General features: G+C 70.8%; 17 protein-coding genes and 1 pseudogene. 12 read left to right on the top strand and 6 right to left on the bottom strand.

What is annotated here, in order from left to right:
• The first annotated feature begins 728 nt into the window (after window positions 1–728).
• Window positions 729–953, top strand: coding sequence for a response regulator transcription factor (locus MJ785_RS11345; RefSeq protein WP_239313536.1), 225 nt, complete (start codon window positions 729–731; stop codon window positions 951–953).
• 523 nt (window positions 954–1,476) lie between these two features.
• On the opposite strand, the gene MJ785_RS11340 is transcribed toward MJ785_RS11345, so the two are convergent.
• From MJ785_RS11340 to MJ785_RS11325, 4 genes are all read right to left on the bottom strand, one after another.
• Window positions 1,477–2,370, bottom strand: coding sequence for a hypothetical protein (locus MJ785_RS11340; RefSeq protein WP_239345921.1), 894 nt, complete (start codon window positions 2,368–2,370; stop codon window positions 1,477–1,479).
• A gap of 129 nt (window positions 2,371–2,499) precedes the next feature.
• A complete protein-coding gene (locus MJ785_RS11335; protein WP_239313275.1) occupies window positions 2,500–2,898 on the bottom strand; it encodes a peptidase inhibitor family I36 protein in 399 nt (132 codons plus the stop codon).
• Window positions 2,899–2,995: 97 nt separating this feature from the next.
• Window positions 2,996–4,186 (bottom strand): HAMP domain-containing sensor histidine kinase, encoded by a 1,191-nt coding sequence (locus MJ785_RS11330; RefSeq protein ID WP_239313278.1) that lies wholly within the window; start codon window positions 4,184–4,186, stop codon window positions 2,996–2,998.
• Window positions 4,183–4,839, bottom strand: coding sequence for a response regulator transcription factor (locus MJ785_RS11325; protein ID WP_239313280.1), 657 nt, complete (start codon window positions 4,837–4,839; stop codon window positions 4,183–4,185). Before MJ785_RS11325 ends, MJ785_RS11330 begins: the two co-directional genes overlap by 4 nt.
• A gap of 176 nt (window positions 4,840–5,015) precedes the next feature.
• Between MJ785_RS11325 and MJ785_RS11320 the strand changes: the two genes are divergently transcribed.
• The 7 genes from MJ785_RS11320 (at window position 5,016) to MJ785_RS11290 (ending at window position 12,239) form a co-directional block, all read left to right on the top strand.
• Window positions 5,016–5,534 (top strand): hypothetical protein, encoded by a 519-nt coding sequence (locus tag MJ785_RS11320; RefSeq protein ID WP_239313282.1) that lies wholly within the window; start codon window positions 5,016–5,018, stop codon window positions 5,532–5,534.
• The gene (locus MJ785_RS11315; RefSeq protein ID WP_239313284.1) at window positions 5,531–6,610 is read left to right on the top strand and encodes a peptidoglycan-binding protein; all 1,080 of its coding nucleotides are present in this window, start codon (window positions 5,531–5,533) and stop codon (window positions 6,608–6,610) included. Before MJ785_RS11320 ends, MJ785_RS11315 begins: the two co-directional genes overlap by 4 nt.
• 20 nt (window positions 6,611–6,630) lie before the next feature.
• Window positions 6,631–7,272 carry an ABC transporter ATP-binding protein gene (locus MJ785_RS11310; protein ID WP_255720375.1) on the top strand — a complete coding sequence of 214 codons (642 nt, stop codon included), beginning with the start codon at window positions 6,631–6,633 and terminating at the stop codon, window positions 7,270–7,272.
• Window positions 7,272–8,468, top strand: coding sequence for an ABC transporter permease (locus MJ785_RS11305; RefSeq protein WP_239380719.1), 1,197 nt, complete (start codon window positions 7,272–7,274; stop codon window positions 8,466–8,468). The genes MJ785_RS11310 and MJ785_RS11305 overlap by 1 nt, the downstream gene beginning before the upstream one ends.
• 175 nt (window positions 8,469–8,643) lie before the next feature.
• Window positions 8,644–9,798, top strand: a complete 1,155-nt coding sequence (locus MJ785_RS11300; RefSeq protein WP_239380710.1) for a glycosyltransferase family 1 protein — start codon at window positions 8,644–8,646, stop codon at window positions 9,796–9,798.
• Window positions 9,799–9,962: 164 nt separating this feature from the next.
• Entirely contained in the window at window positions 9,963–11,093 is a 1,131-nt protein-coding gene (locus MJ785_RS11295; RefSeq protein WP_239312062.1) for a glycosyltransferase family 1 protein, read from the top strand.
• Between the two features lie 240 nt (window positions 11,094–11,333).
• Entirely contained in the window at window positions 11,334–12,239 is a 906-nt protein-coding gene (locus tag MJ785_RS11290; RefSeq protein ID WP_239374018.1) for a glycosyltransferase family 2 protein, read from the top strand.
• 106 nt (window positions 12,240–12,345) lie between these two features.
• Here MJ785_RS11290 and MJ785_RS11285 read toward each other — a convergent pair whose 3' ends face one another.
• Window positions 12,346–15,693 carry an NAD-glutamate dehydrogenase domain-containing protein gene (locus MJ785_RS11285; protein ID WP_239380708.1) on the bottom strand — a complete coding sequence of 1,116 codons (3,348 nt, stop codon included), beginning with the start codon at window positions 15,691–15,693 and terminating at the stop codon, window positions 12,346–12,348.
• A 144-nt stretch (window positions 15,694–15,837) separates the two neighbouring features.
• On the opposite strand from MJ785_RS11285, the gene MJ785_RS11280 reads away from it, so the two are divergent.
• Window positions 15,838–16,911, top strand: a complete 1,074-nt coding sequence (locus MJ785_RS11280; protein WP_239380707.1) for a sugar phosphate nucleotidyltransferase — start codon at window positions 15,838–15,840, stop codon at window positions 16,909–16,911.
• Window positions 16,912–17,008: 97 nt separating this feature from the next.
• On the opposite strand, the gene MJ785_RS11275 is transcribed toward MJ785_RS11280, so the two are convergent.
• Window positions 17,009–17,851: a DUF3105 domain-containing protein gene (locus MJ785_RS11275; RefSeq protein ID WP_239312075.1), complete on the bottom strand. Its 843-nt coding sequence runs from the start codon at window positions 17,849–17,851 to the stop codon at window positions 17,009–17,011.
• A 250-nt stretch (window positions 17,852–18,101) separates the two neighbouring features.
• Between MJ785_RS11275 and MJ785_RS11270 the strand changes: the two genes are divergently transcribed.
• From MJ785_RS11270 to MJ785_RS11260, 3 genes and pseudogenes are all read left to right on the top strand, one after another.
• Window positions 18,102–18,443 (top strand): hypothetical protein, encoded by a 342-nt coding sequence (locus MJ785_RS11270; protein ID WP_239345935.1) that lies wholly within the window; start codon window positions 18,102–18,104, stop codon window positions 18,441–18,443.
• Between the two features lie 11 nt (window positions 18,444–18,454).
• Window positions 18,455–18,517, top strand: a pseudogene (locus MJ785_RS22260) (hypothetical protein); the annotation flags it as partial.
• 4 nt (window positions 18,518–18,521) lie between these two features.
• Window positions 18,522–18,869 carry a hypothetical protein gene (locus MJ785_RS11260; RefSeq protein ID WP_239373988.1) on the top strand — a complete coding sequence of 116 codons (348 nt, stop codon included), beginning with the start codon at window positions 18,522–18,524 and terminating at the stop codon, window positions 18,867–18,869.
• Window positions 18,870–19,056: the final 187 nt, after the last annotated feature.

Raw genomic sequence — 19,056 nt, 5'->3', positions numbered from 1 at the left:
CCAGGCCAGGCCCGAAGTCCCGGGGAAGCGGCGCGCCCGGCGGCGGCTGGGGATTTACCGGATAGGAGAAGACGATTCGGAACACTGCTCCAGGTCAAGGGGCACCGGCATCCCGCTTCTCAAACACGAGCTATGATGAACATGTATAAGTACAGTTATGATGCGAGAAACAGCCGCCGGTAGATGGAGCTGGCCGGGCGGCGGCTGGGGGCGCGGAGCCAGGATTATCGGCCGGCCATGAACTGTCGCACGGACCTTCCGGCCCAAGCCGGCCACTCGCGAAGCAAGCAGCGGTGGATCCGCTTTCCAGTGGTTTCACCCGGTAGAAGCAGCGACGCCAGCGAGTTGAGATCGGTGATCGATTTTCCCGCCGGTCCGGATCGTCCAGTCGAAAGGGTTATGCATGAAGCGGTATAAACGAGATGACCGTAATGTCGTTGGTGCGAGAATCCCGGCCTTCGGCACGCCAGGGTGACTCCCGCCGCCGCCGCGCGACGCACGCACCCCAATCCCATTCCTTGGTCCACTCTCTTATTGCCGGTCGCTCTTAGGAGCGCGTTTGAGATCGTCATTCCGGCTCGCCGCGTCCAGGCGCCCCCTGGCCGCGTTGTCGGCCACACCGATACAACTCATCCGGTATCGCTTCGGCCTGCCGCCTTGCCAGGGGGCGCCTGGACGCGGCTCACTGATCGAAAGCCCGGTCTCAAACACGCTCTAAGGGGCGGAACTTGACAGAGCTCGCGCAACTGTCCTCTCGGGAAAAGGATGTGCTCGCGCACTTCGCCCACGGACTCACCTACTCGCAAATCGGTAGAAAACTCGGCATCGCTGTTTCGACGGTGGATACATACATGCGACGGGTGCGGGCGAAGACCGGCGCTGTCAACACCGCGGAACTGGTTCGGCTGGGCCTGCAGATCGACTGGCCCAGAGACCAGCCAGCAGCTGGTTGACGGTGGGATCGGGTACCGGGCACCAGTTCGATTCCGCCGTCGATGGGTCCTGGCGGGACAGGCGGCGGGACATTCACCAGCATGGGTGGGATACGGGTGCTGCCCGCGGCGATGGGCCGCGGCCCGCGGGCGATCTCGCGGTAGCTGGTCAGGCGTATGAGGGCGTGTTACGAAAGCTGGCTGTCCGGCTCGCCACGCCCAGGCGGCCCCTGGCCGCGTTCTCGGCCACACCGATACGACTCATCCGTATTCCGTGTGGCCCGCGGCCTTGCCAGGAACCACCTGGACTCGGCTGCATGGTCGAACGCCGGCTCCCGAAACACGCCGTAGCCGGGAAATGCGGCAGGCGTCCGTGGGCCTGAAGCAGGAGGGTGCCAGCTGGTGCCAGAGCTGCCGGTCAGCCGAATTGGCCGGAGAATGCCGCGGCCGTCAACAGCCGCGGCACTGGGGATGCCGATGGTTGGGTGGCACGGGAAATCCCCGCCGCTGCGTCCACCGGGCCGGCAGGGCCGCCGGACGCTTCCTACGGGCTGATTACCTTCGCGGCCGCGCTGTCACGGGCGGCGATTGCGGCACGAATATTGGCGAAACCACGGGTATCCGCGGCGATAGCACGCCGTTGATACGCCGATTCTACGGTGAACCACACACCGATCACATTCGTCCGGGCCTTACAGGCGATGTCCGCGAGCGCGACGGAAATCTGAGTGGGGCTCGGCGGCCCCTTGAAGGCAGGATCCCCGGCGGCGGCGAGCGGATCGGCGTAGTGGTACCCCGACTCGCTCATGCAGGCTGACCAGGCGGTGAAAACTTTTCTGACCCGGCTGTCCGTCTTGGACTCCTCGAAGGAGCGAAGCTGCGTCGTCTGGCCCTCGCGCAGGTCGGTGGCTGCCGGCACGGACGTGTTGAGGGTCCGGTCAGCCTCGCCGACGCACCCACCCGCCGGTACGGCCAGCCCGTTGACTATCGAGCGTCCTTGACCGGACAACACGGTCTGGCCGTCGGCTCCGATGCTCGGCCTGTCCGGTGCTGGCTGCAGCGCCGGGTCTCGCGGACCGAACCCGTACCCGGCGGTCCGGGCCAGCGGGGCGTCCGTGATGCCGTACCGCCGATCGGTCAGGCTGATCGGGCCGTAGTCGCCCCTGGGTACCGGCTTGACGTCGTACGTGATACCGAACCGGCTCATGCACCGCTGGATCAGCGCCAGATTGGCTTTGGTGAGGCGCTCGTTCTGTTCCCGGCTGGGCAGGTAGTCTTCCACCGGCAGCCGTAGCGCCACGCTTTCCAGCAGCTGCGGCACCGCGCCGATGGCTGGTTCGGCTGGCTCGGTGCTGGCTGCTGGGGCTGCGCAGCCGGCCAGCGCCAGCAGCGCGGCGAGCGCGGTACCGGCTCCGGTGCACCGGCGCTTCAAGGCCATAGATTCGTCTCCAGAACGACGGTGTGGATCGGGCAGGCTGTGCGCTGCCGGTCGCGGCGCTACCATTACGCTGACCGCCGTTCCGCCCAGCATCAATGGGCGGAACGGCGGTCACTCCGAAACAGGTGGTCAGGGCGTGTAGTAGTACGCTGACGAAATCGTGTTGAAGAACGTCGTCGGGAAGTTGTAGGCGGAGAACGGAGCTAGGTCAAGGCCTGAACCGGTGTAGTTCGCGCCGGTGAACACACGCCACCAGTAGGTGTCCAGGTTCCGCCAGGACTCGGTGTTGTTGTTGGCGCTGATGCTGGTTCCGGGGAACACGTCGTTGCTGAAGTCCGGGTCGGACAGGTACAGGTCAAACAGGTACCCTGACTGGCCCGTGAAATAGTAGAGGCCGAGTTCGCCAGCCTCCAGCGCCCCGTTCTTGCCAGTCGCGCTGGCCGGGCTAGCCACCCCCAGCCCGACGCCGAGGCAGGCGGCGATCGCCGCCAGCGCGATGATGAGCCCTCGCTTGATGCTCGTTGCCATGTTCGTTGCTCTCCCTTACGAAGGGGCCGGTTGACACGGTTAATCCTTCATTAAGGTAGAGAGCGGGAGTAGTCACGAGGTTTCGTGTCTTGACTCGCTATAGTTGATCTGTTATCAAATCCATTTGATCATTGCTGTCTGATTGTTGTCGGCTGCGGGGGATCGTCACCACCACTTCCAGGCCGCCTTCGTTGCGGGCGACGGCGTTCACCGTGCCGCCGTGGGCCTGCGCGACCGATCGCACAATTGACAGCCCCAGGCCGGTGCCCCGAGCCGAGTGCACGCGGTTCGCCGCACGCTGGAACGGCTCGAACAGCTCGGGCACGTTCGCCGGAGCGATGACCGGGCCGCTGTTGACCACGGTGAGCCGGGCGTCGCCGTCGACAGGGCCGGCGGCGAGCCGTAACCAGCCGCTGGCGACGTTGTGCCGGATGGCGTTCTGCAGCAGGTTCTGCACAAGCCGGTCAAGCAGGACGCGGTCGCCGTCGACGACGACTGGGCTGGCCTCGGCGGTGACCCGCAGCCGCAGCCGATCGGCATCCGGCCGCAGCAGGGTGAGCACGCCCCCGACGACCTCGGCGAGGTCAACCGGCCGCGGGTCCGTGATGCCGTGCTCGGCCCGAGCCAGGGCCAGCAGCCCGTCCACCAGCCGTTCGTGCCGGGCGTTCACCTCCAGCATGATCTCGCCGAGACGGATCAGCTCGGGCGGGGCGTCGGAGCGGCCCATCGCCACCTCGAGCAGGGTCTGATTGATCGCCAACGGCGTCTTGAGTTCGTGCGAGGCGTTGCCGACGAACTGCCGTTGGGCCGCGAAGGCCGCGTCGAGCCGGGACAGCATGGCGTTGATCGCGGAACCCAGCTCCCACCACTCGTCCCGGGCACCGGTTAACGCGACCCGCTCGTGCAGGCTACGATCCGCGATCCGGCGTGCGGTGGCGGTGATCTGACGTAACGGACGCAGCGTCACCCCCCCGACGAACCAGCCGGCGGCCAGGCTGGCGGCGGCCAGCCCGGCCGCCAGGACCAGCCCGTGATCCACCAATGGGCCCAGGGTCTGCGCGCGCAGCCGTTCCCGGATGTCCTGCCCCGTGGCCAGCAGCTGGGCCTTGAACTGCGGGGCCTCCTCGGGGCTCGGCATCGTCTCCACCGCGGCGGGGATATCGATCGGCTGCCGCGCGATGGCGTGGTCGACCGCCAGGTAGGCGACGAGCAGCGTCACCCCGCCCACGACCAGTCCCAGGCAGCCGATGAGCAGGGCCAGCCGGGTGCGGACAGACAGTCTGGTCATGGCAGCCGGTACCCCACTCCGGCGACGGTCTCCACCAGCGGCGGCTCGCCGAGCTTGCGCCGTAGCGTCATCACCGTCACCCGGACGACGTTGGTCAGCGGATCGATGTTCTCGTCCCAGGCCTTCGCCAGGAGCCGCTCGACGCTCACCACTGCCCCGTCGGCGAGGAGAAGCTCCTGGAGCACCCCGAACTCCTTGCGGGACAGGGCGATGAAGCGACCGTCCCGGGTCACCTGCCAGCGCGCCGGGTCAAGTTCGACCCCTGCCCGGCGCAGCACCGGGGGCGCGGCGGGCCGCGCCCGCCGGGCCAGGGCACGCACCCGGGCGACGAACTCCGGGAAGGCGAACGGTTTCGGCAGGTAGTCGTCGGCGCCGAGGGACAGGCCGGCGACCCGGTCACTCACCTCGCCGGACGCGGTGAGCATCAGCACCCGGGTGGCCGCGGCCGACCCGACGAGGCTGCGGCACACGTCGTCGCCGTGCACGATCGGTAGGTCCCGGTCGAGCACCAGGACGTCGTAGTCGTTGATCTCCAGCCATGCCAGCGCCTCGGCGCCGTCGTAGACGACGTCGACCGCGATCGCCTCCCGGCGGAGGCCCTCGGCGATGGCGCCGGCCAGCAGCTCCTCGTCCTCGGCGACCAGCACCCGCATAAGAGCTCTCCCCTCGACCGGTCCGCGGCCCTGCGGAGATGGTGAACGAATCCGTATAAGAACTGGGTAAGCATCATCGCTGACGGTAATTTTATAGCCGTCCGTGTTCAATCCCTGCCATGACGAACACGAAAAGTCCGGCCGGGGGCCGGTGTCGCAGTCCGCTGATCGCCCCGGTGGCCGCGGTCGTACTGGCGGCCGTGGCCTTTCTGGCCGGCTGCGCTGACGGGGATGGCACACCGCGCGTGGTGTCCGTCTCGACCGGTTCGCCGCCGGCCACCCAGGCCAGTGCCGACCGCGGCGCTCAGCTCAGGCGGTACCGCGACTGCCTGCTGGGCAACGGTGTCACCCTGCTCGACCAGCTGAACGTCGAGGGCATGCCGCAGATCGACAAGGAACGTACGAACATCGACGTACTCGCCACCGGCCAGGAGAGGTGCCGCCCGTACCTGCCGGCGGCTGTCGACGCGCCAAGGCCCGATCAGGCGATGGTCCAGGCCCGGCGCAGGCTTGCGGAGTGTCTGCGCGGACACGGCGTGCCGGAATATCCGGACCCCGATCCGGTGACCGGCGACCTGCGCATCGGTGATCAGCTGGCTGCCCGGCTCAAGGACGACCCGAGCCTGGCGTCGGCCCTGCGGACCTGCCAGCAGCAGGTGGGGCCAGCCGCCCGCGGGGATGGTGCGGCCCGATGAAGAGAAGCACCGGCCTTGGTACCGGCGCGGTGGTGGCCGCGCTCGTCCTCACCGCCGGCGCGGTGGCCGTGCACGTCGCGCGGCGTCCCTCGGCAGCATCCCCGGCCAGCTCACCGCCACCGGCGGTCACCGCCGAGATCACCCGGACGACGCTGGCGCGGACCGCCTTCATGGACGGGACACTCAGCTACGGCCCGGCCCAGCCGATTGAGTCCAAGGCGGCCGGCACGCTCACCTGGCTGCCCAACGTCGGTGACACGGTGGACCGGGGCCATGCCCTGCTGCGCGCCGATGAGCAGCCGGTCGTGCTGCTCATCGGCGACCTGCCCATGTACCGCCCGCTCGCGCTCGACACGGTCGGCAACGATGTCAGGCAGTTCGAGACCAACCTACAGGCACTCGGGTACACCGGCTTCACCGTCGACCAGCGGTACACCGCCGAGACCGCGGCCGCGGTCAAGCGCTGGCAGCGGGACCTGGGCCGGCCGCAGACCGGCACGGTGGACGTCGCCGCGGTCATCTACCTGCCCGGACCGGTCCGGGTCGCCAGCCGGGTGGCCCGGCTCGGCGCGGCCTCGACCGGCCAGCTGCTCACCTACACCGGCACGACCAAGGTGGTGACCGCCCAGGTCCCGGCGCAGAACACGGCGTGGGCGGTCAAGGGCGCCACCGTGGACATCGTGCCGCCGGCCGGGGCTGCCGTACCCGGCGTGGTGGCGGACATCAGCACGCAGGTGAGCACCCAGCCCAGCGGCGACGATGTGAACGCCCCGGCCGGCGGCGGTGCCCAGCAGGCCACCGTGGCGGTCACTGTCACCATCGCGAACCAGGACGCGCTCAACGGGCTGGACCGGGCGCCGGTGAAGGTGCGGCGTGTGCTGGAGCGGCGGGAGAACGTGCTGACGGTACCGGTCATCGCGGTGCTTGCGCCGATCGAGGGAGGGTATGCCCTGGAGATCGTCGACGGCGGCCACAGCCGGGTGCTGCCGGTGCGGACCGGGCTGTTCGCGGACGGCCAGGTGGAGGTCAGCGGCGCTGGCATCGACGCCGGTATGACGGTGAAGGTAGCGGCGTGAACCCGGCCGCGGTGGTCCGGATGCGCGATGTGTCCAAGATGTACCCGGGCGGGGTCGCCGCGCTCCGCAACGTCGATCTGACTATTCACAGCGGGGAGATGGTGGCCGTCGTCGGCCGGTCCGGTTCCGGGAAGTCGACGATGCTCCACATCATGGGTACCCTCGACCGGCCGTCCAGCGGCAGCGTGTACCTGGACGGACACGATGTGGCGGCCCTGCCCGACCGCCGGCTGTCCGCACTGCGGGCGCGCCGCATCGGCTTCGTCTTCCAGAACTTCCACCTCGCCGACGGTGTGCCGTGCCTGGACAACGTGGCGGACGGGCTGCTCTACGCCGGCGTCCCGATCCGCGAGCGTCGTCGGCGTGCCGAGACGGCGCTGGACCGCGTCGGGCTCGGCCACCGGCTCCGGCACCGGCCGCACGAGCTCTCCGGCGGTGAGCGGCAGCGGGTCGCTATCGCCCGCGCTGTGGTCGGTGCCCCCGCGCTGCTGCTGACGGACGAGCCGACCGGCAACCTGGACACCGGCTCAGGCGCCGCTGTGCTGGACATCCTGTATGAACTTCACACGGCCGGCACCACCGTCGTGGTCATCACCCACGACCGGGAGATCGCTGACCGGCTGCCACGCCAGGTGCGCCTTCGTGACGGGCAGGTGGTCTGATGGCCGGCGCCCTGCCCGCCGCCACCCGCCTCGGCCTGGCCGACACGCTCCGGGCCGGTTCCGCCGGCCTGCGTTCCCGCCCGCTGCGGGTGGGGCTCGCGACCCTGGGCATCTCGCTCGGGATCGCGGCGCTGGTCGCGGTCCTCGGCGTCTCGTCGTCCAGCCGCGCTGATCTGGACCGTCGGCTGGACCAGCTCGGCACCAACCTGCTCACCGTCGTGCCCGGCCAGACCGTGCTGGGGGAAGGAGCCGAGCTGCCGGCCGAGTCGGTGCGGATGACGGCCCGGATAGCCCCGGTGTATTCGGTGTCGGCGACCGGGCGGATCAACGCCTCGGTCTACCGCAACGACCACATCGACGTGGGCGACACCGGCGCCATCGCGGTGCTGGCCGCCCAGCCGGGACTGCTGGGCACAGTCGGCGGCGGTGTCGCCGAGGGGCGCTGGTTCAGCCGCGCGACCTCGATCCTCCCCGCTGTCGTCCTCGGCGCCCGAGCCGCGCGGGAACTCCAGGTCCACCTGCCCGGCACCCGGGTCTGGCTGGGCGGCCAGTGGTTCGGCCTGGCCGGCGTGCTCGCGCCCGTCCCGCTCGCCCCCGAACTGGACAACGCGGCCCTGGTTGGATGGACCGCCGCGCAGACGGCTCTCGGCTTCAACGGCCACCCCACGACGCTCTACACCCGATCGGCGGCGCCCGAGGTGGAGGCTGTCCGTTCGGTGCTGCCAGCCACCGTGAACCCGCAAAGCCCGTACGAGGTCCGGGTCTCCCGTCCCTCCGAGGCGCTTGCCGCCCAGCGCGTCACCCACCGCACGCTCGACGGTCTCCTCCTCGGGCTCGGCGCGGTAGCCCTCGTGGTCGGCGGGGTCGGCGTGGCCAACACCATGGTCATTTCCGTCCTGGAGCGGCGTGGTGAGATCGGCCTGCGTCGGGCCCTCGGTGCCACCCGGGGACAGATCCGCCTGCAGTTCCTCATGGAATCGCTGCTGTTGGCCGGCCTCGGCGGCGTCGGTGGTGTGATCATGGGTGTGCTCGCCACCGGCGGGTACGCGCTGACGCAGCACTGGCCGGTGGTCATTCCGCTGGCCGCCTGGCTGGGTGGCGTGCTTGTCACGCTGCCGGTCGGCGCGGTCGCGGGTCTCTATCCCGCCATCCGCGCCGCCCGCCTCACTCCGGTCGCCGCGCTGACCACGCCATGACAGGAGCTTTTTCGGTTGATCCTCCGGTTGGTCCGGGCGGGTGCCCGGCCGGGAGCGCCGCCGGGCTGCCCACGGCCCGTCGCATCGCCGCGACGGCGCCCGGACGCCGGCTCCGCGCCCTGGCCGGGACCCATACCGGTTGACGCCGGCGATCACTGCGCAAGGATGCTGTTCCGTGCGGATCGGATTCCTTGTTGAACAGATGCTGGCACCGGTGCCGGGTGGGACCGGGCGGTACTCGGCGGAACTCGCCGCCGCGCTCGCCCGGACAGCGCGGCCGGGTGACGTGGTCATCAGCTGGTGCGCCTGGCGGGGCAGCCTCGAAGCGGACGGCGCGGCCGTGCCGGGTGTGGTCGGTCCCATCCGGTTACCGCTGCCCCGGCGGGGGCTTGCCGCCGCCTGGCCGCGCGGCCACGGGCCGGCACCGAGCGGCGTGGGCGTGGTGCACGCCCCGACGCTGCTCGTCCCGCCCCGGCGGGACGGGGTGGGGCTCGTGGTCACGATCCACGACGCGGTGCCGTGGACCCATCCGCACACCCTGACCCCGCACGGGGCGCGGTGGCACCGGCAGATGGGTGAGCGCGCGGCCCGCCGGGCCGACGCCGTGATCGTGCCGACCAGGGCCGTCGCCGCCGACCTCCAGCTACATCTGGCGATCCCGGACGACCGGCTGCACGTCATCGGCGAGGGGGTGGCCGACGCGGTCAGGACCGTCCCGGCGGACGCGGACGCTCGCGCGGCCCGGCTCGGCCTGCCCACCGGCGGGTATCTGCTCACCCTGGCCACCCTCGAGCCGCGCAAGGGCCTGGACACCGCGCTGGCCGCGCTGGCCGAGCCCACCGCGCCCGGCCTGCCGCTGGTACACGTCGGTTCACCGGGCTGGGGCGGGCTGGACCTGCGGGCCGAAGCTGAGCGGGCGGGCCTCGACAGCGGCCGGGTGCACCCGCTTGGGCGCCTTGACGACCCCGACCTCGCCGTCGTCCTGTCGCGGGCCACGGCGCTGCTCGCGCCCAGCCGGTCGGAGGGGTTCGGGCTGCCGGTCCTCGAGGCGATGGCCCATGGCGTCCCCGCGGTCGTCTCCGACATACCCGCCTTCGCGGAGATCGGTGGGGACGCCGTGGTCACCGTGCCGGTGGCGGACCCGGCGGCGCTCGCCCAAGCGGCCGCCGCCGTGGTCGCGGACGACGGCCTGCGGCGTGGGCTGGCTGTGGCCGGACGGGCGAGAGCAGCCGCTTTTAGTTGGAATGGGGCGGCAGAGACCGTCTGGTCCCTCTACCGTCAACTTACCGACTCCCGGGCCTTGACCACCAAGGATCGGGGGCCGGCGTAGTCTTGCCAGCGGGCCGAAGATGGCGCAATCGTGGATCTTCCAGCGTTGTCGGTGGCCCTAAGGAACCTAGTAGGCCAAAGACCGTGCGGGCGTGATCTTTCGTGCGGCTGGAGGCCCTGAGGGAGCTAGCGGTGAGAAACATGCCGCCAGTCGGAAGGAGCGCCGTGTCTCCCCGGGTGCTCGTCGACGCAACCGCGGTTCCAGCCGATCGCGGCGGCGTCGGTCGCTATGTCGACGGGCTGGTGGCTGCCCTGGACGCGGCAGGCGCCGACCTGGCTCTCGTCTGCCAACGGTCCGACTATGAACGGTACGGCCGGTTGGCCCCGCACACGGACGTGGTGCCGGGGCCGGCAGCGATCGCCCACCGGCCGGCCCGCCTCGCCTGGGAGCAGACCGGCCTGCCGCTGGTCGCCCACCAGGTGGGGGCGCAGGTCATCCATTCGCCGCATTACACTATGCCACTGCGTACTTCCCAGCCCGTGTGCGTGACCATCCATGACGTCACCTTCTTCACGGAGGCGGAGATGCACACCGCCGTGAAGGGGACATTCTTCCGCTCGGCGATGCGCACGGCCGTCCGCAAGGCCAAGAGAATCATCGTTCCGTCCAAGGCCACCCGGGACGAGCTCATCCGGGTCCTGGACAGTGACTCGACGGCGACGGACGTCGCCTACCACGGTGTGGACACATCGACCTTCCATCCGCCCACGGAGGAGGACAAGCGCCGCGTCCGCCTCCGGCTCGGCCTGGCTGACAGCCGGTATGTCGCTTTCCTCGGCATGCTCGAGCCCCGCAAGAACGTGCCGAACCTGATCCGCGGCTGGGCCGAGGCTGTCCACGGGCGTGCGGACGCGCCCGCGCTGGTGCTTGCCGGCGGCTCGGGCTGGGACGACGACGTGGATGCCGCGGTCGCTTCGGTGCCGTCCCACCTGAAGGTCATCCGGCCGGGCTACCTGCGTTTCTCCGACCTCCCCGGCTACCTGGGCGGGGCGTTGCTGGTCGCCTACCCGTCCCATGGGGAGGGTTTCGGGCTGCCCGTGCTGGAGGCCATGGCCTGCGGCGCGCCGGTACTGACGACTCCGCGGCTCTCCCTGCCCGAGGTGGGCGGCGACGCGGTCGCCTACACGCAGCCGGACATCGACTCGATCGCCCACGAGATGGGCGCGTTGCTCGACGACGCCCAGCGGCGCGGGGCGCTGGCGCGGGCCGGGCTCGCCCGCGCCAGGGAGTTCACCTGGGCGGCGAGTGCCGAGACGCATCTGGCGAGCTACGCGCGGGCAGCCGCTGACACCTGACCAGACGGCCCTGGCCAGCCGGCGGGCCAGGGCCCGCACAGCCTGCCCCGATGCCCGACCCCGATGCCTGGCCCGGGAACGCCGATGGCATCCTGGCCCGAGCGGAACGTTCTCACATACACAGGGTGGGCGGGCGGGGATGATGAAGGCGGGCTGGTGAACGTGCGGGACGCGGTAGCTTCGGCACGTTCACACGATCAGCGGGGCGAGCGGCCGGAGCCTGCCGCCACCGAACCGGAGATTCGTGTCGTGGTCGTGGGCTACCACTCCGGTGAGGTGCTCGGTCCGTTCATGGACTCCCTGACCAAGGCCACGGCAAGGTCCTACGAGGTGGTTGTCGTGGACAACTCGCCGGTGCTGGATGAGGGCACGGCCAGGGTGGCCGAGCGCGGCGAGGTCCGGCTGGTGCGCGCTGGGAGCAACCTCGGGTACGGCAGCGCGGCCAACCGGGGTGCGGCCGGTGCCGGTGCGCCGTGGCTGGTGGTGGCCAACGCCGACATCGCGTTCACGCCTGGATCGCTCGATGAGCTTCTGGACGCGTCGGGCCGCTGGCCGGGAGCGGGGGCCTTCGGTCCGGCGATCACGAACCCGGGAGGTGTGCTCTACCCGTCCGCCCGCGAGCTTCCCTCGCTGGGGCGCGGGATCGGCCACGCCCTGCTCGGCTGGTGCTGGCCGGCGAACCCGTGGACGACGGCCTACCGCCGGGACCGGGCCACCCCGGTCGAGACGACCGCCGGCTGGCTGTCGGGGTCGTGCCAGCTGCTGCGGCGGCAGGCGTTCGAGGCGGTCGACGGCTTCGACGAGGCGTACTTCATGTTCATGGAGGATGTGGATCTGGGCCGCCGCCTCGGCCTGCTCGGCTGGCAGCTGGTCTACGTCCCCACCGCCGTCGTCGAGCATCTGGGCGGTCATTCCACGAAGCGCACCTCGCGACGGATGGTGATCGCGCATCATCGCAGCATGCTCCGCTACCTGTCCCGGCAGTACCCGTCGCGGCGTTACCTGCCGTTGCGGCTCGCTATCGGGGTGGGCCTGGGGCTGCGGCTGCTCCTCGCGCTCGCGCTCGCGGACGACAGCGCGGGAGCCCGGGTGACCCGGTCCGCTGCCGAGCTGCCGGCCAGCCGCCGCCCCAGCGCGGGCCACTGAGAGCGCGGACGGCTGAGAGCGCGGCCGAGAACGACCGCGAGGATCGGGCGGGCCGCCGTCCGCTGGGGACTGGCAGGGGGACGCTGACAGGCCGCCGTGCTGTGGATCACTGTCGCGGGATCAGCTCGCTCAGCCGGCCGGCCACGACGGAGATCATGGCGCTGGACAGACGCGGCGCCGCGGCCACATCGTCGACGACGGCGCGGACCCGGTCGGCCCGTGCCCCGGTCGCGATTCTGTCGATGGCCGCGTCCAGGTCGAACTCGGGCGTGGCCATGGCCGCCTCGGTCAGCGCCGACCGGGCACGGGCGACGTCCGCCCGCAGGGTCGCCGCGGCGATGTGCTCCCAGTACGACTGGCCCGGCAGCTGCGCGCCCCGGCCGATGAGGTGCGCGAGGCCCAGGCGTCCCAGGCCGAGCCGTGTCCCGATGGCCGTGTAGGCGTGCAGCACGTCACTTGGTTCCAGGTCGTTGCGCAGGGCGATGTCGACGATGTCGAGCGCCGGGCTCATCGCGTCGAGCCACGCGACGCGCTCGGCGAGGCGCGCGGGCAGGCCACGCTCGTAGAGCTGTTCGGCCAGCCGCAGGATGCCGGCCAGCTCCTGATCGGACCCGGCCGTGGCGAGCACCGATGGCAGGGCCGCCGTCACCTCCCGCATCCCGTCGGCGTATCGGGTGATCTCCGCCGCGATGTCCAGCGGCGACCGGCGGGCCCGCAGCAGCCACAGCGCGGATTCCTCCTGGACGAAGTGGCAGTGCAGCAGCGCCTCGGCGGTGGGATCGGTGGAGCCCACGGCCGGGCGTGCCCGGCTGCCGCCGTCTCCGAGGCAGTGGGTGTCCATGGCCGCCCAGATGTCGGTCAGGCCGAGCAGCTCCCGGGTGATGACGAAGGCCCGGGTGCCCTGGACGGTGTCCGCGCCGGTCAGTTCACGCAGCCGGTGGAGGAAGCCTGCGCCGACCCGGTCGATGACCGAGTTGGCGAGCTGGGAGGCTATGATCTCCCGCCGCAGAGGGTGCCGGCCGAAGTGCTCCCGCAGCAGCTCCCGCAGTGACGCCGGCAGGTAGGTGTCCAGGGTGGGCCCGCCGACCGGCTCGTCGGGCAGGCTCGACGCCAGCAGCGACCGGGCGACCATCCGCTTGGCGTAGGCGTGCAGGACGGCGATCTCCGGTCGGGTGTAGGTGCGTCCCGCCGCAAGCCGGGCGTCGAGCTCCTCGGCGTCTGGCAGGCTCTCCACATCCGGGTCGATCTCGCCGGTCTCCACCAGATGGCTGATGAACCGCGACAGCCCGTCCGCCATGGACATGGCATGCCGTTCGGCCGCGCTCAGCGCCAGGGCCTGGCGGGCGGAGTCGGTCAGGACCGCTCGCGTGACGTCACCGGTGGCCGACACCAGCAGCCGCTCGCGATCGGCCCGGTCGATCGCTCCCTTGTTGATGGCCAGGTCAAGGCCAATCTTGATGTTGACCTCCCGATCGGAGCAGTTCACTCCGGCGGAGTTGTCCACGAAGTCGGTGTTGCAGCGTCCGCCGTGCATGGTGAACTCGACCCGGGCGGCGTCGGTGAGGCCGAGGTTCCCGCCCTCGGCCACGACCCGGGCGCGCAGCTCGGTCGCGTTGACTCGCATCCCGTCCCGGGCCTTGTCCCCGACCGCGCCGTGTTCCTGCGTGCTTGCCTTGACCCAGGTGCCGACACCGCCGTTCCACAGCAGGTCGACCGGTGCCCGCAACACCGCCCGGACCAGGGCGTCGGCGGGCAGCGCGTCGTCGCCGACCCCCAGCAGCTCCCGTACCTGTTCGGTCAGCGCGATCTGTTTGGCCGACAGCGCGAACACGCCACCGCCGGCCGACAGCACCGACCGGTCGTAGTCGTCCCAGCTGCTCCCGGGCAGCGCCGCGAGGCGTTCGCGCTCGGTGAATGAGCGGGCCGGGTCGGGGGCGGGGTCCAGAAATATGTGTCGATGATCGAACGCGGCGACCAGCCGGATGTAGCGGGAGAGGAGCATGCCGTTACCGAAGACGTCCCCGGACATGTCACCGATGCCGACGACGGTGAGCGGTTCGCGGTCGGCGTCCACGCCCAGCTCGGCGAAGTGACGGCGGACGGATTCCCAGGCACCCCGGGCGGTGATGCCCAGCGCCTTGTGGTCGTACCCGCTGCGGCCACCCGAGGCGAAGGCGTCGCCGAGCCAGTAGCCGCTCGACGCCGCCACCTCGTTGGCGAGGTCGGAGAAGCGTGCGGTGCCCTTGTCCGCCGCGACCACCAGGTAGCTGTCCGGCTCGTCCCGGCTGACCAGGCCAGGCCTGCGGACGGTGACACCGCCGACCCGGTCGTCCACGAGCGCCAACAGCGCCCGCATGAACTCCGCGTAACAGGACCTGGCCAGCGCGGCCAGCTCGTGGGGGTCCGCCGGTGGACGCCGCAGGACGAAGCCGCCCTTGGCGCCGTCCGGCACGATGATGGCGTTCTTGACCCGCTGGGACTTCATCAGGCCGAGAATCTCGGTGCGCAGGTCCTCCTGGCGGTCGGACCACCGGATGCCGCCCCGGGCCAGCCGCGCCCCGCGAAGATGCAGCGCGTCGAACCGCCCGGAACTGACGAAGGTCTCCGCCTCGGGGACCGGCGGCGGCAGCCAGGGCAGCCCCGCTGACATGATCTTGATGGCGAGTGTGTCCGGCGCGTCCACCGTGAGTGCCTCGGGCTCGGGACGGCGGCCGGAGCCGGGAGACGCCGCCGGTGGGTAGAACGTCGTCCGCACAACCGCGAGGACGAGGTCGCGCAGCCGGCGCAGGACTGTGTCGTCGTTGATGCTGGTCACCCACGCCAGCGCGGCCTCCAGCCGGGCGTGCAGCCGGCTGCCGTGCGCGGGGCTTGCCCGCAGCGGGTCCAGCCGGGCATGGAACAGCGCGACGAGATCGTGCGCGTAGGACGGGTGGGCGGTCAGGATCCGGTGGGCGTAGCGGGTGCCCAACGACGTCCCGGCGAGGCGCAGGTAACGGAACATGGCCCGCAGCAACGCCACCTCCCGGGCGGTGAGGCCAGCGGTGAGGACGAGCGCGTCGAGGCCGTCGCTGTCGATGTCCCCGCGCGCGAGGCCCGCCAGGATGCCGCGCAGGCCGTCCATCTGCTTGATGGCGGCATCGGCGAGCTCCGGTGTGGTGCGCACGTGGTATTCGTCGAGGCTGGCTGTGCCGCCAAGCGGGTCCGGTTGCTTCGGCAGGCTGCGATGGGTTGTCGCGCGCAGGCCGAGGTTGGTCAGCACCGGTATGACGTCGGCTATGGGCGGCCCGTCGCCGTGCCAGGCGAGCCACACCGTGAGCGTGGCGGGACCGCTGCCGTCGGTGCGGGCGGCGGCGAAGCCCGGTTCTCTGCCGTCGGCAAGCGCGGCCATGGCCGTCTCGGCGCCCGGCCGGACGTTGCTGGAGGAGACCCGATAGTCGGCGGGCCACTGGCGCACCACGTCTTCAGCATCGCCAGTGCGGCCCGTCCGCGCATTCCGGCGGGCCGTCCGGGCTGGTGAGCGGGTGTCCGCGACCCGACGTCACCGCAGTGCCCCAACATCGTGCGTCGGGGCGCGGGGCCTCTGGGACACTCACGCTCTATGGACGCTGTGATGCTGGTCGGGGGACAGGGTAGTCGCCTGCGCCCACTGACGATGTCAGCACCGAAACCGATGCTTCCGGTCGCCGGCGTTCCGGTGACCGCCCACATGCTCGCCCGCGCGCGCGATGCCGGGATCACCCGCGTTGTCCTCGCCACCGCGTACCGGGCCGAAGTATTCGAAGAGTACTTCGGCGACGGCTCCGCGCATGGTCTGGAACTGGAGTACGTCACCGAGGCCGAGCCGCTGGGAACGGGCGGCGCGATCCGTAACGTCGCGTCGCGGCTGCGCGCCGCGCCGGGCGAGCCGGTGGTCGTCTTCAACGGCGACATCCTGTCCGGCCTGGACATCGTCGCGCTGGTGCGCCGTCACCGGGACACCGACGCGGCCGTCACCCTGCACCTGACCGAGGTTGGTGACCCGCGCGCGTTCGGCGTGGTCCCCACCGACGCCGACGGCCGGGTCACCCAGTTCCTGGAGAAGACACCCGACCCGCCGACCAACCGGATCAATGCCGGCTGCTACGTCTTCCGGCGGTCCGTGATCGACGGCATTCCGGCCGGCCGGCCGGTCTCGGTCGAGCGGGAGACCTTTCCAGGACTGCTGGCGTCCGGCGTTCTCGTGGCCGGTTATGTCGACAGCACCTACTGGCTCGATCTGGGCACTCCGGACGCGTTCATCCAGGGGTCGCGGGACCTGGTGACGGGGCGGATCGCCTCCTCCGCGCTGCCGGGACCGGTCGGTGATCAGCTGCTGTTGCCGGGTGCCTCCGTCGCCGGGGACGCCAAGATCAGTGGTGGCGCGGTGGTGGGCGCTGGCACGACGGTCGGTGCCGGCGCCACGGTGGACGGTGCGGTGCTCTTCGACGGAGCGGTCATCGGTGAGGGTGCTGTGGTGCGCGGGTCGGTGGTGGGCGCTGGCGCGGTCATCGGCGCGCGGGTGTCACTTGACGGGGTCATCGTGGGTGACGGCGCGCGGATCGAGCCCGGCAACGAGCTGCGGGCTGGCGTCCGGGTGTTCCCCGGTGCCGTTCTGGGGGCGGGCACCATCCGCTTCAGTTCGGACCGCGCGTGAGCGCGGTGAGGCGGCGCCCGCCCGCTCCAGCCCGGCACCCCGGTCGCGTTCCGCTCAGCGCTGGTGACCCGACAACAGCGCCCGCGTCAGCGCCGCGTCACCGCGTCGCGGCGGCCGTGTCCGCTGGCGTGGGCGTGCCTGCTGAGGCAGGCGTGCCTGCTGAGCTGGGCGCGGTGGTCCCGGGACCCGGTCCGGTGGGCTGCCGCGCGCTGCCGGCGATGGTCGGGCTCAGGTCGAGCGGGCCACCGGCCGCACCGGACTCGGGTGCGGTGGGGGAGTCCCACACCGCACCGGCCGGGCTGGGGTTGGCATAGGTCCCCACGAACTCCTTGATGGCCGCCTCGGACACGACCGCGCACCGCTGGGTCCGGTCCCAGGCGGTCAGTACGAAGTGCTTGTTCTCGGTGAACTCGCCGCGTTCCCAGGGGACGGCGATGAACCGGTCACCGGCGGACTCCGCGGCGGCGCGCAGCGCGGTCACCTGGTCGTCGGGGAGTTTCGCGTCGTACCAGCCGATGACGAAGCCGTGTTCCAGGTTGTGGACGGCACGCTCGATCCGCAGGTTGGGAATGCGCTCGTAAAAACGGTAGGCGTCCGGCAGCGGGCTGGAATCGTGGTTACCCGATGACGGCGGCGCGACGGTGTAGTCGACGGTCTGGTTGGCCGCGACGTGGGTGCTGCCGTGGGAGGCGTCGTTGACGACGCCGGTGCATCCGGCCGCGGTCGCGGCCGTGCTCGCCCTGGTGACGTAACCGACCGAGCGGCTCTGGTCCTTCGCCCGGTTGTCCAGCAGCGCGTACACGATGATGCCGGCCAGTAGCGTCAATGCGGCCAGGCCACCGATTCCGTAGATCAGAAAGGAACGTCGGCGCTCCTGGCGCCGCTGTTCGCGCCGGAGCGTGTCGAGCCTCGCGTTGCGTTCCGCACTCTTTTTTCCCACAGCGCACGATCCTACGGAGGGCCGGCCGGCATCCACCCGGCTCGTCCGTCCTGGTAGGCCCCACCGGGGGGCGTACGGACCTCAGTTTCTGATCACTCGACTGGCGAACACCCAGCCGCGCCCGAAGATCCTCTAAAGCAACGCGGAGAGCATCGATTCCTTCGACTACCCCTACCTGCCGTTCTACGCCGGCACGGCCTACACAGCGCTCTCCAAGTCCGAGAAGGCGCGAACCTTCGCCCAGCAGGCGGTGACGTTGTACGACGCGGCGGCGGCGAACTGGCCGGTCGCGCGGGCCCTGGCCCGGGTCGACCTCGCGCTCGCCGCGGTGCGACAGAAGGAACCGGACGGGGCGTGCGCCGTGACCGTCGAGGCGCTGGAGATCTGCGCGACCGAACGCCCGGTGGATCTGATCGTTCGCCGCACTGGTGAGGTCGTTCGGGAGCTGCGCCCCTACCAGGAGCTGTCGGCCGTCCGCGACCTGTACGAGCGCCAGACGAACCTGTCCCGCACGGTCCGCGGCACGCAGCGGGCCCCTTCCAACCCCGGCGCCGGTTCAGCGGCACATGATCGACAGGCGGACATCCTCTAGTAGATCTTCATCTGAGCGGTAAGGTCGCGTTCGTCGCCGGTGGTTCCCGCGGCATCGGCCGGGCGATCGCGTCCCGCCTTGCGGCCGAGGGCTGCCGGGTCGGGATCCGCGGACGCGATCGCCGACGCCGCCCTGAGCGACCCGGCCCTCGACCCCGACCGCGGCAGCTTCACCACCGCCCTGCAGACCGCCCGTGACCAGGTCATCAAGGCCGCCGGCGTGATCGACGGCGAGACCGTCGACCTCGTTGGCGTTATCGGCCGCGCGGTCCTGGCTGATCTGCTCCCCGACCGGCGCCTGCGTATCAGCCCCCGTGTCGTCAAACGCGCGATCTCCAACTATGCCGCCAGCACTGCCAAGGGCCGGCTTCACGGACCCAGCTACAAAGCCACCGTCAGCGTTGACATCCTCGCCCCAGCACCTTGACAGAGACCACCCCCGCCAAACTTCACGGCATTGGGGCTAGCCGAAGAGCTGGTCGAGGGTGTCGGCGGTCAGAACGCGGACGGTCCAGGTCTGCAGCTGGTCAGCGGGGGCGTTACGTACGGTGGTGAGCAGCGTCTCGGGAAGCGGGCCGAACTTGAGCGTCAGCTGCTGGACGAGGGTCTCGACA

This window comes from Protofrankia sp. CiT1, from assembly GCF_917627335.1.
In the GTDB taxonomy this organism is placed as follows: domain Bacteria; phylum Actinomycetota; class Actinomycetes; order Frankiales; family Frankiaceae; genus Protofrankia.
The sequence above is the reverse complement of the archived record's forward strand: the minus strand, read 5'-3'. Positions and strand labels throughout refer to the sequence as shown.

Bases quoted from the DNA above. Each gene is read 5' to 3' on its own strand.
- MJ785_RS11340 (WP_239345921.1), bottom strand. From the start codon at position 2,370: ATGGCCTTGAAGCGCCGGTGCACCGGAGCCGGTACCGCGCTCGCCGCG.
- MJ785_RS11335 (WP_239313275.1), bottom strand. From the start codon at position 2,898: ATGGCAACGAGCATCAAGCGAGGGCTCATCATCGCGCTGGCGGCGATC.
- MJ785_RS11330 (WP_239313278.1), bottom strand. From the start codon at position 4,186: ATGACCAGACTGTCTGTCCGCACCCGGCTGGCCCTGCTCATCGGCTGC.
- MJ785_RS11325 (WP_239313280.1), bottom strand. From the start codon at position 4,839: ATGCGGGTGCTGGTCGCCGAGGACGAGGAGCTGCTGGCCGGCGCCATC.
- MJ785_RS11315 (WP_239313284.1), top strand. From the start codon at position 5,531: ATGAAGAGAAGCACCGGCCTTGGTACCGGCGCGGTGGTGGCCGCGCTC.
- MJ785_RS11310 (WP_255720375.1), top strand. From the start codon at position 6,631: ATGCGCGATGTGTCCAAGATGTACCCGGGCGGGGTCGCCGCGCTCCGC.
- MJ785_RS11305 (WP_239380719.1), top strand. From the start codon at position 7,272: ATGGCCGGCGCCCTGCCCGCCGCCACCCGCCTCGGCCTGGCCGACACG.
- MJ785_RS11280 (WP_239380707.1), top strand. From the start codon at position 15,838: ATGGACGCTGTGATGCTGGTCGGGGGACAGGGTAGTCGCCTGCGCCCA.